We start from the raw sequence: 15227 nt of genomic DNA on the forward strand, positions 1-15227 counted from the left end.
CGCGAGCCGGTTTCAAGTTTGTGGCTTGCGATGCGCGCCATCCTTTACCATCGCGACATCCTTCGACGAGATGTCACATGTATATCTACCGACTGGTTCTGATCCTGGTAGTGGGGATCTACCTGTTCTCACCGGCCATCATGGACTGGTGGATCGACCCCAATGGCGCCTGGTACCGGCCCTATCTGCTGTGGCTGATCCTGATCGTCGTCACCTTCATTCTTCAGAGCCAACGCGATGCTGACGAGCTTTAGCCTGAGCGAACTGATCCTGATCAGCGCCGGCTATCTGCTGATGCTGTTCGGAGTCGCCTGGGTCAGTGAAAAGGGCCTTATCCCCCGCTGGATCATCCGCCACCCGCTGACCTACACCCTGTCGCTGGGCGTGTACGCCAGCGCCTGGGCCTTCTACGGCACGGTCGGCCTGGCCTACCAGTACGGTTACGGCTTTCTCGCCAGCTATCTCGGGGTTTCCGGGGCCTTTCTGCTGGCCCCGGTGCTGCTCTACCCGATCCTGCGCATCACCCGCACCTACCAGCTGTCATCGCTGGCCGACCTGTTCGCCTTCCGTTTTCGCAGCACCTGGGCCGGCGCACTGACCACCCTGTTCATGCTGATTGGCGTGCTGCCGCTGCTGGCCCTGCAGATCCAGGCGGTGGCCGACTCCATCGGCATCCTCAGCCGCGAGCCGCTGCAGGAGAAGGTCGCGCTGAGCTACTGCGGGCTGATCATCCTGTTCACCATTCTGTTCGGCGCGCGCCATATCGCCACGCGCGAGAAGCACGAGGGCCTGGTGTTCGCCATCGCCTTCGAGTCGCTGGTCAAGCTGGTCGCCCTCGGCGTGATCGGCTGGTACGCGCTGTATCAGGTGTTCGGCGGCCCGCGTGAGCTGGAGCTATGGCTGGTGCAGAACCAGGCGGCACTGGCCACGCTGCATACGCCGCTGCAGGAAGGCCCGTGGCGCACCCTGCTGCTGGTGTTCTTCGCCTCGGCCATCGTCATGCCGCACATGTACCACATGACCTTCACCGAGAACCTCAACCCGCGCGCCATGGTCAGCGCCAGCTGGGGCCTGCCACTGTTCCTGCTGCTGATGAGCCTGGCCGTGCCGCTGATCCTCTGGGCCGGCCTCAAGCTCGGGGCGACCACCAACCCCGAATACTTCACCCTGGGTCTGGGTATCGCGGTCAACAGCGAAACCCTGGCCCTGCTCGCCTATGTCGGCGGGCTGTCCGCCTCCAGCGGCCTGATCATCGTCTCGACCCTGGCGCTGTCCGGCATGGCGCTGAACCACCTGGTGCTGCCGCTGTACCAGCCGCCAGCCGAAGGCAACATCTACCGCTGGCTGAAGTGGACGCGACGCGCGCTGATCGTGGCCATCATCATGGCCGGCTATGGCTTCTACCTGCTGCTCGGCGCCCAGCAGGATCTGGCCAACCTGGGCATCGTCGCCTTCGTCGCCACCTTGCAGTTCCTGCCCGGCGTACTGTCGGTGCTGTATTGGCAGACGGCCAATCGCCGCGGTTTCCTAGCAGGCCTGCTGGCCGGCATCAGCGTCTGGGCACTGACCATGCTGCTGCCGCTGCTGGGCAATCTGGAAGGTTTCTACCTGCCCCTGTTCAACGTCATCTATGTGCTCGATGACGCCAGCTGGCACCTGGCGGCCATCGCCTCACTGGCGGCCAACGTGCTGATGTTCACCCTGGTGTCGCTGTTCACCGAGGCCAGCCCCGAGGAGAAGAGCGCCGCCGAAGCCTGCGCGGTGGACAACGTGCGCCGCCCGCAGCGGCGCGAGCTGGTCGCCGTGTCTCCGCAGGACTTTGCCGCACAACTGGCCAAGCCGCTCGGCGCCAAGACCGCGCAGCGCGAAGTGGAACAGGCCCTGCGCGACCTGCACCTGCCCTTCGACGAGAGCCGCCCTTATGCCCTTCGCCGCCTGCGCGACCGCATCGAGGCCAACCTGTCCGGCCTGATGGGGCCGAGCGTGGCGCAGGACATCGTCGAAACCTTCCTGCCCTACAAGTCCGGCACCGAAGGCTACGTCACCGAGGACATCCACTTCATCGAAAGCCGCCTGGAGGATTACCAGTCGCGCCTCACCGGCCTGGCCGCCGAGCTCGACGCCCTGCGTCGCTATCACCGCCAGACCTTGCAGGAACTGCCCATGGGCGTGTGCTCGCTGGCCAAGGACCAGGAAATCCTGATGTGGAACCGGGCCATGGAAGAACTCACCGACATCCCTGCCCAGCGCATCGTCGGTTCGCGCCTGAGCACCCTGGCCGAACCCTGGCAGAGCCTGCTGCAGGACTTCATCGAACGCCCGGACCAGCACCTGCACAAACAGCATCTGGCGCTCGACGGGCAGATTCGCTGGCTGAATCTGCACAAGGCAGCCATCAACGAACCGCTGGCGCCCGGTAACAGTGGCCTGGTGCTGCTGGTCGAGGATCAGACCGAAACCCAGATGCTCGAAGACAAGCTGGTGCACTCCGAGCGCCTGGCCAGCATCGGCCGCCTCGCCGCCGGGGTCGCCCACGAGATCGGCAACCCGATCACCGGCATCGCCTGCCTGGCGCAAAACCTGCGCGAGGAACGCGAAAACGACGGCGAGCTGACCGAAATCAGCGGGCAGATCCTGGAACAGACCAAGCGCGTATCACGCATCGTCCAGTCGCTGATGAGCTTCGCCCACTCCGGCAGCCACCAGCGCAGCGACGAGCCGGTGTGCCTGGCCGACGTGGCGCAGGACGCCATCGGCCTGCTGTCGCTGAACAAACGCAACTTCGATATCCAGTTCTACAACCTCTGCGATCCGCAGCACTGGGCCTGCGGCGACCCGCAGCGCCTGGCCCAGGTACTGATCAACCTGCTGTCCAACGCCCGTGACGCCTCGCCGCCCGGCGGCGCCATCCGCGTGCGCAGCGAGGCCAGCGAGCATACCGTCGACCTGATCGTCGAGGATGAAGGCAGCGGCATTCCCAAGGCGATCATCGACCGTCTGTTCGAACCCTTCTTCACCACCAAGGATCCCGGCGAAGGGACCGGCCTGGGCCTCGCGCTGGTCTATTCGATCGTGGAAGAGCATTATGGACAAATAACAATCGACAGCCCGGCCGACCCCGAGCGCCAACTGGGCACTCGCATTCGGGTCACCCTGCCAAGGCATGTCGAGGCGACGTCCGTAGCGATGTAAACAGCGATATAGGGTGCCAACGGCACCACCGTGACCGTCGAGAGATCGAATTAATGCCACATATTCTTATCGTCGAAGACGAAACCATTATCCGCTCTGCCTTGCGCCGCCTGCTCGAACGCAATCAGTACCAGGTCAGCGAAGCCGGCTCGGTGCAGGAAGCCCAGGAGCGCTACAGCATCCCCACCTTCGACCTGATCGTCAGCGACCTGCGCCTGCCTGGCGCGCCGGGTACCGAGCTGATCAAGCTGGCCGAAGGCACGCCGGTGCTGATCATGACCAGCTACGCCAGCCTGCGCTCGGCGGTGGACTCGATGAAAATGGGTGCGGTGGACTACATCGCCAAGCCCTTCGACCATGACGAGATGCTGCAGGCCGTTGCCCGCATCCTGCGTGATCGCCAGGAAGTGAAGAGCGCGCCGACGCCGACGGCCGCCAGCAATGCACGTAACACTACCGAGAAGGCTGCGGACAACGCCAACGGCGAGATCGGCATCATCGGCTCCTGCGCTGCCATGCAGGAGCTCTACAGCAAGATTCGCAAGGTCGCCCCCACCGATTCCAACGTTCTGGTGCAGGGCGAGTCCGGCACCGGCAAGGAGCTGGTCGCGCGCGCCCTGCACAATCTGTCCAGGCGCGCCAAGGCGCCGCTGATCTCGGTGAACTGCGCGGCCATTCCAGAGACGCTGATCGAGTCCGAACTGTTCGGCCACGAGAAAGGCGCCTTCACCGGCGCCAGCGCCGGGCGCGCCGGCCTGGTGGAAGCGGCCGACGGCGGCACGCTGTTCCTCGACGAAATCGGCGAACTGCCGCTGGAAGCTCAGGCGCGACTGCTGCGCGTGCTGCAGGAAGGCGAGATTCGCCGGGTCGGCTCGGTGCAATCGCAGAAGGTGGATGTCCGCCTGATCGCCGCGACCCACCGCGATCTGAAGACGCTGGCCAAGACCGGTCAGTTCCGCGAAGACCTCTACTACCGCCTGCACGTCATTGCCCTGAAACTGCCGGCGTTGCGCGAGCGCGGTAACGACGTGATCGAGATCGCCCAGGCCTTTCTGGTCCGCCAGTACACGCGCATGGGCCGCGAACCGCTGCGCTTCGCCCATGATGCCGAGCAGGCGATACGCCATTACTCCTGGCCGGGTAACGTACGCGAACTGGAAAACGCCATCGAGCGCGCGGTGATTCTCTGCGAGGGGACGGAAATTTCCGCCGACCTGCTGGGTATCGACATCGAGCTGGACGATCTGGACGAGGAGGATTTCGGCCTGCCGTCCGCCGGGCAAAGCGCTGGCAACAGCCATGAGCCTACCGAAGACCTGTCGCTGGAGGACTACTTCCAGCACTTCGTCCTCGAGCACCAGGACCACATGACGGAAACCGAGCTGGCCCGCAAACTGGGCATCAGCCGCAAATGCCTGTGGGAACGTCGTCAGCGCCTGGGCATTCCGCGGCGCAAATCCGGCGTGACGAGCGGCCCTTGACGTCACGGCGTCGGTGACAGCCTGCCCGCGCATGGGCTCCACAGGTTGTTACCGTTTCAATATCTCGTAACAAAGGCCGGGTCTAACGGTAACGAAAACCCGGCTTTTTTCTACCCACCCGAACACCCCAGATAGCCTCAAGCCCTTGATTTACAAGGAATCGTAAAAACTGGCACGGCATCTGCTTTATCTCTGGCACAACAACAATAACAAGCAATGCCCTACACAATAAGAACAAGACGTAACGACTCCACAACAACAAGAACAACAAGGTAAGGAGGCGCAGCTAACTGATTCTTTTGGAGAGGAGTTGCCACAAGGGGTTCGCCCCAGCGACCAGACTGAGAACAATAAAACTGCCTCGAGGCAGCGCCGGAACTGGTTGATTAAGGCAGCATCAGCGTCCAAAGAAATCCGTTTGCTATTGGCTCCCCATTCTAGGGAGCACCCGGTAAGCCACGGCGAGCCGGGAAGGGCCGAACAACAAAAACAACAGGCCCTCAATAACAATAAAAATAGAGCACGCACCAACTTGGGGGGGAGCTTCGGCTCCCCCAGTAGCTTCCGGTCCTCGGATCCCCGCCTGCCGCCCTTCCATACACCTTCTCCCGACACGATGCTAGAATCCGCAGCAATCATGCGGTCATCGTTTCGCATGCAGTTGAAAAACCTTGCCGAAGCAAACTGCTTTTGACGCCGTGATGCTCACGCAATTCGATTTTCAAGCGCATGCGCAGCAGGCCGACCACTACTCCAAACAGTGCATCCCATGCTGAAAAAGCTGTTCAAATCTTTCCATTCACCTCTGCGCCGTGCCCCACGTCCACGCAGCACTCCCGAAGTGCTGAGCAGCAGCCAACATCCGCTCAAGCGCAACGAGATCAGCCGTCACGCCATCAGCGTGGTCGAGCGCCTGCAGAAGGCCGGCTACCAGGCCTACCTGGTCGGCGGCTGCGTACGCGACCTGCTGCTGGATATCGACCCCAAGGATTTCGACGTGGCCACCAGCGCCACGCCCGAGCAGGTCCGCGCGGAATTCCGTAACGCACGGGTGATCGGCCGCCGCTTCAAGCTGGTACACGTTCATTTTGGTCGCGAGATCATCGAAGTGGCCACCTTCCGCGCCAATCACCCTCAGGGTGACGAGGAAGAGAACAGCAATCTGGCGTCGCGCCACGAGAGCGGCCGCATTCTGCGCGACAACGTCTACGGCACACTGGAAGACGATGCCCAGCGCCGCGACTTCACCATCAACGCGCTGTACTACGATCCGACCCAGGAACATATCCTCGACTACGCCCGCGGCATGCACGATGTGCGCAACCATCTGGTGCGCCTGATCGGTGACCCGGAACAGCGTTACCTGGAAGACCCGGTGCGCATGCTGCGTGCGGTGCGTTTCGCCGCCAAGCTGGACTTCGAGATCGAAAAGCACAGCGCCGCGCCGATTCGCCGTCTGGCGCCAATGTTGCGCGACATTCCCTCGGCGCGTCTGTTCGACGAAGTACTCAAGCTGTTCCTCTCCGGTTACGCCGAATACACCTTCGACCTGCTGCTCGAACACGACCTGTTCGCCCAGCTGTTCCCGGCCAGCGGCGCAGCGCTCAAGCAGAATCCGCAGTACACCGAGAAGCTGATCCGCCAGGCGCTGATCAACACCGATGACCGCATTCACGATGGCAAGTCGGTCACGCCGGCCTTCCTCTTCGCGGCGCTGCTCTGGCCTGCGCTACCGGCCCGTGTACTGCAACTGCAGAACAAGGGCATGCCGCCGATTCCGGCGATGCAGGAAGCCGCCCATGAACTGATCGCCGAGCAATGCCAGCGCATTGCCGTACCCAAGCGCTTCACCATCCCGATTCGCGAGATCTGGGACATGCAGGAACGCCTGCCGCGCCGCAGCGGTAAACGTGCCGATCTGCTGCTGGAAAATCCGCGCTTCCGCGCCGGCTACGACTTCCTCCTGCTGCGCGAACTGGCCGGGGAAGATACCGGTGGCCTGGGCGAATGGTGGACGGACTATCAGGACGCCAACGACAGCGAGCGCCGGCAGATGATTCGCGACCTCGCCAGCAAAGGCGAAAGCACCGGCAACGCGCCGCGCAAACGTCGCCGCAGCAACAACAATCGCCGTAAGCGCAGCGACGACAGCGGCGGCGAGTGATGGAGCGGGTTTACATCGGCCTCGGCAGCAACCTGGCCGAACCACTGCAACAGCTGCGCGCGGCCCTGCACGCCATCGCGCAGTTGCCGCGCAGCCAATTACAGGCGCACTCGTCGTTCTACATCAGCGATCCCCTTGGCCCGGCCGATCAACCGCGTTACGTCAACGCCGTGGCAGCGCTGGATACCGAGCTGGAGCCCTGGCAACTGCTTGATGCGCTGCAACGCATCGAGCAGGAACAGGGGCGCGTGCGCAAGGCCGAGCGCTGGGGCCCGCGTACACTGGACCTGGACATCCTGCTGTTCGGTGAGCGCCTGATCGACGATGAGCGTCTGACCGTGCCGCACTACCACATGCAGGCGCGCCCCTTCGTGCTCTATCCGCTGGCCGAACTGGCCGCAGAGCTGCAGCTTCCGGACGGCCGCAGCCTCGATGCATTGCTGGAAGCCTGCCCCTTCACCGGGCTGGAACGCCTGGCCGAGTAGCCCGGCCGCCCTCTGTAGGAAGGGCTTCAGCCAAGCCCCGACAAGCTCGCCGCTGAAAGCGCCTCCCACCGGACGGTCCCTTGCGCAACCCGACATCCCGCGCATTGGCGGTAACGCCAGTAACAGAGCGGTAACACCTGCAATTGACTTCACGCCCCCCCATCAGGACTATAGGCGTCCCGTCGCCCCGCGCCGGGCGCACCTTTGATGCCAATCCAGGCCGGATTGCAGCCAGATAGAAGCGGTATACCGAGCCTGAGCGAGGACCTTTGAAATGCCTGACGTTACCCTGACCACCCTGCAGAGCCTCAAGCAGAACGGTGAAAAGATCGCCATGCTGACCTGCTATGACGCCACCTACGCCCATGCGGCCTGCCAGGCGGGTGTCGACGTGTTGCTGGTCGGCGACTCCCTGGGCATGGTCCTGCAGGGCCACGACAGCACCCTGCCGGTCAGCGTCGAGGAGATGGCCTACCACACTGCCTGCGTCAAACGCGGCAACCAGGGCGCACTGATCGTCACCGACCTGCCATTCATGGCCTACGCCACCACCGAGCAGGCTCTGCACAACAGCGCCAAGCTGATGCAGGCCGGCGCGCATATGGTCAAACTCGAAGGCGCCGGCTGGCTGGCCGAGCCGATCCGTTTGCTGGCCGAGCGTGGCGTACCGGTGTGCGCGCACCTGGGCCTGACCCCGCAAGCGGTGAACATCCTCGGCGGCTACAAGGTACAAGGCCGTCAGGAAGCGCAGGCACGGCAGATGCGCGCCGATGCCATGGCACTGGAGCAGGCCGGTGCTGCCATGCTGCTGCTCGAATGCGTGCCGAGCGAACTGGCCGCAGAAATCACCCAGGCGGTGAAGATTCCGGTGATCGGCATCGGCGCTGGCAGCGCCACCGACGGTCAGGTGCTGGTGCAGCATGACATGCTCGGGCTGTCGCTATCGGGCCGCGCACCGAAGTTCGTACGCAACTTCATGGAGGGGCAGAGCAGCATTCAGGGTGCTTTCAGCGCTTACGTACAGGCTGTCAAGGACGGTAGCTTCCCCGCCGCCGAACATGGCTTTTCCGCATGAACACGGTGAAAACCCTGCGCGAGTTGCGCGCAGCTGTCGCCCAGGCACGGGCCGAAGGCAAGCAGATCGGTTTCGTGCCGACCATGGGCAATCTGCACGCGGGTCACGTTTCGCTGGTAGAGATCGCCGCCCAACGCGCCGACTTCGTGGTTGCCAGCATCTTCGTCAATCCACTGCAGTTCGGCGCCGGTGAAGATCTGGACAAGTATCCGCGTACCCTCGCCGCCGACCAGGAAAAACTGCTGGCAGCCGGCTGCCACCTGCTGTTTCACCCCGATGTTGCGGAAATCTACCCGCACGGCATGGGTGACCAGACCCGCGTCAGCGTTCCCGGTGTTTCCGAGGGCCTATGCGGCGCCAGCCGTCCGGGGCATTTCGAGGGTGTGGCGACGGTGGTGACCAAGCTGTTCAACATGGTCCAGCCTGATCTGGCCGTATTCGGCGAGAAGGACTATCAGCAACTGGCGGTAATCCGCGCGCTGGTGCAGGACCTGAACATGCCGATCCAGATCATCGGTGCGCCGACTCAACGCGCCGAAGACGGCCTCGCGCTGTCTTCGCGCAACGGCTACCTCAGCGACCAGCAACGCGCCGCCGCCCCAGCTCTGTATCGAGGCCTGCAAGCGATTGCTGAAGAACTGCGCCGCGGCGCCCGCGACTACCCGCGGCTTATCGAGACTACCCAGGCGCAACAGCGTGCTGCTGGTTTCGTGCCCGACTACCTGGAGATTCGTAACGCGCTGAATCTGCGCCCGGCACAGGTCGACGACCATCACCTGGTGATTCTGACCGCCGCACAGCTGGGTAGCACCCGTCTGATCGACAATCTGGTGGTTGAACTGCCGCGCCAGTAGCTGCCTGCAAAGGCAGCCGGTTACACTCTCAAAGGCCCGGATCGATCCGGGCCTTTTGCTTTTGTGGATCAGGAGCTCCGATGGCCTATTACCAGCAGCCTCAAGACGTCACCACCCTGCCCGCCTGGCAGGCCCTGCAGCAACATCGTGCCGAGATGGCCGGTTTCAGTATGCGCGAGGCCTTTGCAGCAGATACAAGGCGCTACCAGCGATTTTCTCTCGACAGCTGCGGGCTGCTGCTGGATTACTCGAAAAACCTGATTGATGAGCGCAGCCTCGAGCTGCTGATTCAACTGGCAGAGCAGGCCGGTCTGCAGGAGTCCATCGCCAACCTGTTCAACGGTGAGCAGGTCAATGCTTCGGAAGGCCGCGCCGCCCTGCACACGGCCCTGCGCAGCCCGATCGGCCGCCGCCTGCTGGTCGATGGCCATGACATCATCCCCGAGGTCCATCGCGTGCTGAACCAGGTCACCGAACTGGTCAGTCGCATTCACAGCGGTCTGTGGCGCGGCTACAGCGAAAAACCGATCAAGGAAGTCGTCAACATTGGTATCGGCGGCTCCTTCCTCGGCCCGCAACTGGTCTCCGAAGCGCTGCGCCCGTTCACGCAACGCGGTGTGCGCTGCCACTACCTGGCCAATATCGACGGCAGCGAATTCCGCGAGCTGACCGCCCGCCTCAACCCGGAAACCACCCTGTTCATTGTTTCCAGCAAGTCCTTCGGCACTCTGGAAACCCTGAAGAACACCCTGGCCGCGCGCGACTGGTACCTGGCCATGGGCGGCCCGGAAGAGCAATTGCATCGCCATTTCATCGCCGTGACCAGCAACCGCAAGGCGGCCATCGAGTTCGGCATCGGCGAGGAGAACATCTTCCCCATGTGGGACTGGGTCGGCGGCCGCTATTCGCTGTGGTCGGCCATCGGCCTGCCCATCGCCCTGGCCATCGGCGTATCCAACTTCAAGGAGCTGCTGGCCGGCGCCTATGCCATGGACGAGCACTTCACCCAGGCACCATTGGCCGAGAACATGCCGGTGCTGATGGCCCTGCTGGGCATCTGGTACACCAACTTCTGGGACGCGCAGAGCCACGCGATTCTGCCGTACGACCACTATCTGCGGAACTTCACCAAGCACCTGCAGCAGTTGGACATGGAGTCCAACGGCAAGAGCGTGCGCCAGGACGGCACGCCGCTGGATATCGCCACCGGCCCGATCATCTGGGGCGGCGTCGGCTGCAATGGCCAGCACGCGTACCACCAACTGCTGCACCAGGGCCGCCTGCTGGTGCCGGCGGACTTCATCGTCCCGGTCAACAGCTACAACCCGCTGTCCGACCATCATCAGTGGCTGTTCGCCAACTGCCTGTCGCAGGCCCAGGCGCTGATGCAGGGCAAGACCCGCGAAGAAGCCGAGGCCGAGCTACGTGCCAAGGGGCTGAGCGAAGACGAGGTGCAGCGCCTGGCGCCGCACAAGGTGATCCCCGGCAACCGACCGAGCAACATCCTGGTGATGAACCGCATCGCGCCATTCAACCTCGGCGCGCTGGTGGCGCTGTACGAGCACAAGGTGTTCGTGCAGAGCGCCATCTGGGGCATCAACGCCTTCGACCAGTGGGGCGTGGAACTGGGCAAGGAAATGGGCAAGGAGGTCTATCAACGCCTCACCGGCGCCAGTGGTGAACCGGCCAGCGACGCCTCCACCCAGGGACTGATCGAGCACTTCCGTTCCCAGCACCGCGGCTGATCGTTCCGCCGCGGGCGCATCCGTGCGCCTAGCGGCAGAAGCGCTGCCGGTACTCCGCCGGCGTCACCCCCAGAGCCCGGCTGAAGGCATGCCGGAGGTTGTACCCGCTGTCGAAACCGCTGCGCTGCGCCACGCGCTTGAGCGAGGCTTCGCCTGCCTCCAACAGCTGGCAGGCGCACTCCAGGCGCAGCTGCAACAGCAACCGCGCCGGCGTCAGCCCCAGTTCCGCCTGGCAGTGACGGTGCAGCGTGCGCGTCGACATGGCCATGTGCTCGGCCATGGTCTCGACATCCAGCGGCTCGGCCAATGACTCGCGCAACCACTCCAGCAGCCGCCGCATCTGGCCATCCGGCGGTGCCTGCTGCGCCAGCAGCTCGGCGCTGAACTGGCGCTGACCGCCCGGCCGGCGCAGGTACATCACCAGCCCCTTGGCCACCTGCAACGAGGCCTGGCGACCATGGTCGTCCTCCACCAGGCTCAGGCACAGATCCATGCCAGCGGTGACCCCCGCCGAACTGTAGAAGGTGCCGTCACGCACGAATAAGCTGTCGTGCAGCACGCGCAAGCGGGGGAACAGGCGTTGCAGCAGTTCGGCGTAACGCCAGTGGGTGACCACCTCGCGGCCGTCCAGCAGGCCGGCCTGCGCCAAGAGAAAGGCGCCGGTACAGACCGAGCCGCAGCGCGCCGCCAGCGGCGCGGCCTCGCCCAGCCAGCGGGCGATCCGCCCTTCCTGCATGGCAGCCTGTACGCCACTTCCGCCGGCCACCAGCAAGGTGCTACCGGCAACCGAGCGAGGCTCGGGCAGCGCCTCGGTGCTCAGCGTCAGGCCGGCGCTGGAGGCCACCAGACCACCTTGCGGCGAGATCGTCTGCAGCCTATAGGCAGGCCGGCCCGCCGCTGGCAGATGTTCGTCCACTGCCGCGAACACCTCGGCCGGCCCGGTGGCGTCGAGTAATTGAAACTCGGGAAACACCAGTAGCAGCACGCGCCCCGTCATGGCTATCGCCTCAATCTGAAAACCGATTGGCAGATATTCACTCATCAGTGACAGATACGACAGCAGCCACTGCGCCACGCTGCATTCCAGCCTTGATGGAGATGCCGCATGCGCCATACCGTACAACTGTCCCGCTACCTGCTGTGGTTGCTGTGCCTGGCCGTGCCGACCCAGGCCGCAGAGGAAAGCCTGGAGCCCTACCAGCCGAGATTCGGCCGTGAACGGCCGGTGGTGGCGGTGGTTGGCCAGAACCGGATGACCGAACTGGCCGACTATGTGGTGCCGCTGGGCGTGCTGCGCCGTTCTGGCCATGCGCAGGTGCTGGCGCTGGCCAACGAGGCGGCCCCGATCGAGCTGATGCCGGCCCTGAGCCTCCGCCCCGACGCCAGCATTGCCGAATTCCGCCAGCGCTTCCCGCAGGGCGCCGACTATCTGATCGTGCCGGCCGTGCACGACAGCCGGGATCCGCTGCTGCTGGAGTTCATCCGGCAACAGGCCGCCCTGGGCGCCACCCTGGTCGGCATCTGCGACGGCGTGCTGCCGCTGGCCCATGCCGGCCTGCTGCAGAGCCGCCGCGCCACCGGCCACTGGTACTCACGCAGCCAGCGCCTGAAGGACTTCCCCGACACCCTCTGGCAGGAAGATCGCCGCTATGTGGTCGATGGCGCCCTGATGACCACCTCCGGGGTCAGCGCGGCGTTGCCCGCCTCCCTGGCACTGGTCGAGGCCATCGCCGGCCACATCAGAGCCTCGATACTGGCGCGGGAGTTTGGCGTGGCCAGCTGGTCGCCCGAACACCACAGCCAGGGCTTTGCCCTGGGCGCGCAAGGCTACCTGACGGCCTCCGGCAACTATCTCGCCCGGTGGCGACATGAGCGCTTCGCTGTCACCTTGCACGACGGCCTGGACGAGGTCGCCCTGGCGCTACGGGTGGACGCCTGGGCGCGCACCTTCCGCACCCAGGTCTACGGCGTTGCCCCACATACCGTGCGCAGCGCTGGCGGGCTGGCATTCGTCCCGCAACGAGATGGCGCCGGGCTGCCGGCGCTGCCAGGGCGCCAAATGGATGCCGCCCGGGCCATCGATGAAGCGCTCGACGGCATTGCCGGGCGCTACGGCGAGGCGACCCGGCGCCTGGTCGCCGCGCAGCTGGAACATGCGCCCGCCGGCTCGGTCAATCCTGTGAAAGGGCAAATCGAGTTGCATAGCCCTTGAACCTGCACGGGCTTGGATGCACCCTTGGGCCTGTTGCGGACAAACAATTACAAGGACCCCGCCATGTTCGAGATCACCCGTCACCCCGTGGCCGACGCGGTGCGCCAGCGTGCACACCTGGATAACGACGCCTATCTGCGCCTGTACCAGCAGTCCGTCGAGCAACCCGATACCTTCTGGGCCGAGCAGGCCAAGGCCTTCCTCAGCTGGTTCAAGCCCTGGGATCAGGTCCACAGCAGCGACCTGAAGCAGGGCCGCGCCGAGTGGTTCAAGGGCGGCCAGCTCAACGTCGCCTACAACTGCATCGACCGCCATCTGCAACAGCGCGGTGAGCAGATCGCCATCATCTGGGAAGGTGACAACCCGGCCGAGTCGGCGCACATCACCTACAACAAGCTGCACCACAACGTCAGTCGCCTGGCCAATGTGCTGAAAAGCCGTGGCGTGAAGAAGGGCGACCGGGTGTGCATCTACATGCCGATGGTGCCGGAAGCGGCTTACGCCATGCTCGCCTGCGCGCGCATCGGCGCGGTGCATTCGGTGGTGTTCGGCGGCTTCTCCCCCGATGCCCTGCGCGACCGCATTCTCGATGCCGACTGCCGCACCGTGATCACCGCCGACGAGGGTGTGCGTGGCGGCAAGTACATTCCGTTGAAGAACAACGTCGACAAGGCCCTGCAGAGCTGCCCGAACGTTTCCACCGTGGTGGTGGTCGAGCGCACTCAGGGTGACGTGGCCTGGGTGGAGGGCCGTGACCTCTGGTATCACCAGGCGCTCAAGGAAGTCGAGGCTGACTGCCCGGCCGAGCCGATGGACGCCGAGGACCCGCTGTTCATCCTCTACACCTCGGGCAGCACCGGCAAACCCAAGGGCGTGCTACACACCACAGGCGGTTACCTGCTCGGCGCGGCGATGACCCACAAGTACGTGTTCGACTACCACGAGGGCGACATTTACTGGTGCACCGCCGATGTCGGCTGGGTCACCGGGCACAGCTACATCGTCTACGGCCCGCTGGCCAACGCCGCTACCACACTGATGTTCGAAGGCGTGCCCAACTACCCGGACGCCTCGCGCTTCTGGCAGGTGATCGACAAGCACCAGGTCAACATCTTCTACACCGCTCCCACTGCCCTGCGCGCGCTGATGCGCGAAGGCGAGGCGCCGGTCAAAGCCACCTCGCGTTCGAGCCTGCGTCTGCTCGGTACGGTGGGCGAGCCGATCAACCCCGAGGCCTGGGAATGGTATTTCCATGTGGTCGGCGACATGCGCTGCCCCATCGTCGATACCTGGTGGCAGACCGAAACCGGCTCCATCCTGATCACCCCGCTGCCCGGCGCCACCGACCTCAAGCCCGGCTCGGCCACCCGCCCCTTCTTCGGCGTGCAGCCGGTGCTGCTCGACGAACAGGGCAAGGAGATCGACGGCCCCGGCAGCGGCGTGCTGGCCATCAAAGCCAGCTGGCCGAGCCAGATCCGCAGCGTCTACGCCGATCATCAGCGCATGATCGACACCTACTTCAAGCCCTACCCCGGCTACTACTTCACCGGCGACGGTGCGCGCCGCGACGAGGACGGCTACTACTGGATCACCGGCCGCGTCGACGACGTGATCAACGTCTCCGGCCACCGCATCGGCACCGCCGAGGTGGAAAGCGCGCTGGTGCTGCACGATGCGGTGGCCGAAGCAGCCGTGGTCGGCTACCCGCACGACGTCAAGGGCCAGGGCATCTACGCCTACGTCACCCTGATGAATGGCCAGGAACCGTCCGACGAGCTGAAGAAGGACCTGCTGGCCCTGGTCGGCAAGGAGATCGGCAGTTTCGCCAAGCCGGAGCTGATCCAGTGGGCGCCGGGCCTGCCCAAGACCCGCTCGGGCAAGATCATGCGACGCATCCTGCGCAAGATCGCCTGCAACGAGCTGGAGAACATGGGCGATACCTCGACCCTGGCCGACCCCAGCGTGGTCGACAGCCTGATCGATCAGCGCCTCAACCGCTGAGCCTCGCGCCCGGCCTGA

At 64.4% G+C, this 15227-nt stretch carries 11 protein-coding genes; 10 read left to right on the forward strand and 1 reads right to left on the reverse strand.

Going from position 1 to position 15227, the window contains the following annotated elements:
- Positions 1 to 77 precede the first annotated feature (77 nt).
- The 8 genes from JWV26_RS04970 (at position 78) to pgi (ending at position 10996) form a co-directional block, all read left to right on the forward strand.
- Complete coding sequence (locus tag JWV26_RS04970) at positions 78 to 254, forward strand: hypothetical protein (protein ID WP_003244646.1); 177 nt, start codon at positions 78 to 80, stop codon at positions 252 to 254.
- On the forward strand, positions 238 to 3192 hold the full coding sequence (locus JWV26_RS04975; RefSeq protein ID WP_090435368.1) for a sensor histidine kinase: 2955 nt from the start codon (positions 238 to 240) through the stop codon (positions 3190 to 3192). Before JWV26_RS04970 ends, JWV26_RS04975 begins: the two co-directional genes overlap by 17 nt.
- A 53-nt stretch (positions 3193 to 3245) precedes the next feature.
- Complete coding sequence (locus tag JWV26_RS04980) at positions 3246 to 4673, forward strand: sigma-54-dependent transcriptional regulator (RefSeq protein WP_206418533.1); 1428 nt, start codon at positions 3246 to 3248, stop codon at positions 4671 to 4673.
- Between the two features lie 769 nt (positions 4674 to 5442).
- A complete protein-coding gene (locus tag JWV26_RS04985) occupies positions 5443 to 6837 on the forward strand; it encodes a polynucleotide adenylyltransferase PcnB (RefSeq protein ID WP_021489316.1) in 1395 nt (464 codons plus the stop codon).
- Positions 6837 to 7322, forward strand: coding sequence for a 2-amino-4-hydroxy-6-hydroxymethyldihydropteridine diphosphokinase (gene folK / locus JWV26_RS04990; RefSeq protein ID WP_174892483.1), 486 nt, complete (start codon positions 6837 to 6839; stop codon positions 7320 to 7322). Before JWV26_RS04985 ends, folK begins: the two co-directional genes overlap by 1 nt.
- 274 nt (positions 7323 to 7596) lie before the next feature.
- Positions 7597 to 8397 (forward strand): 3-methyl-2-oxobutanoate hydroxymethyltransferase, encoded by an 801-nt coding sequence (panB, locus tag JWV26_RS04995; RefSeq protein ID WP_059392570.1) that lies wholly within the window; start codon positions 7597 to 7599, stop codon positions 8395 to 8397.
- Positions 8394 to 9251 (forward strand): pantoate--beta-alanine ligase, encoded by an 858-nt coding sequence (panC, locus tag JWV26_RS05000; protein ID WP_074916299.1) that lies wholly within the window; start codon positions 8394 to 8396, stop codon positions 9249 to 9251. The genes panB and panC overlap by 4 nt, the downstream gene beginning before the upstream one ends.
- A gap of 80 nt (positions 9252 to 9331) precedes the next feature.
- Positions 9332 to 10996, forward strand: coding sequence for a glucose-6-phosphate isomerase (pgi, locus tag JWV26_RS05005; RefSeq protein WP_072424248.1), 1665 nt, complete (start codon positions 9332 to 9334; stop codon positions 10994 to 10996).
- A gap of 28 nt (positions 10997 to 11024) precedes the next feature.
- Here pgi and JWV26_RS05010 read toward each other — a convergent pair whose 3' ends face one another.
- Positions 11025 to 12071: a GlxA family transcriptional regulator gene (locus JWV26_RS05010; protein ID WP_241201278.1), complete on the reverse strand. Its 1047-nt coding sequence runs from the start codon at positions 12069 to 12071 to the stop codon at positions 11025 to 11027.
- Between the two features lie 30 nt (positions 12072 to 12101).
- On the opposite strand from JWV26_RS05010, the gene JWV26_RS05015 reads away from it, so the two are divergent.
- Both JWV26_RS05015 and acs read left to right on the forward strand, forming a co-directional pair.
- Positions 12102 to 13208 (forward strand): DJ-1/PfpI family protein, encoded by a 1107-nt coding sequence (locus JWV26_RS05015; RefSeq protein ID WP_206418534.1) that lies wholly within the window; start codon positions 12102 to 12104, stop codon positions 13206 to 13208.
- 63 nt (positions 13209 to 13271) lie between these two features.
- The gene (gene acs, locus JWV26_RS05020; protein WP_206418535.1) at positions 13272 to 15209 is read left to right on the forward strand and encodes an acetate--CoA ligase; all 1938 of its coding nucleotides are present in this window, start codon (positions 13272 to 13274) and stop codon (positions 15207 to 15209) included.
- The last annotated feature ends 18 nt before the right edge of the window (positions 15210 to 15227 follow it).

Origin of the sequence: Ectopseudomonas toyotomiensis, assembly GCF_017167985.1 — a bacterium.
GTDB classification, from domain to species: domain Bacteria; phylum Pseudomonadota; class Gammaproteobacteria; order Pseudomonadales; family Pseudomonadaceae; genus Aquipseudomonas; species Aquipseudomonas toyotomiensis.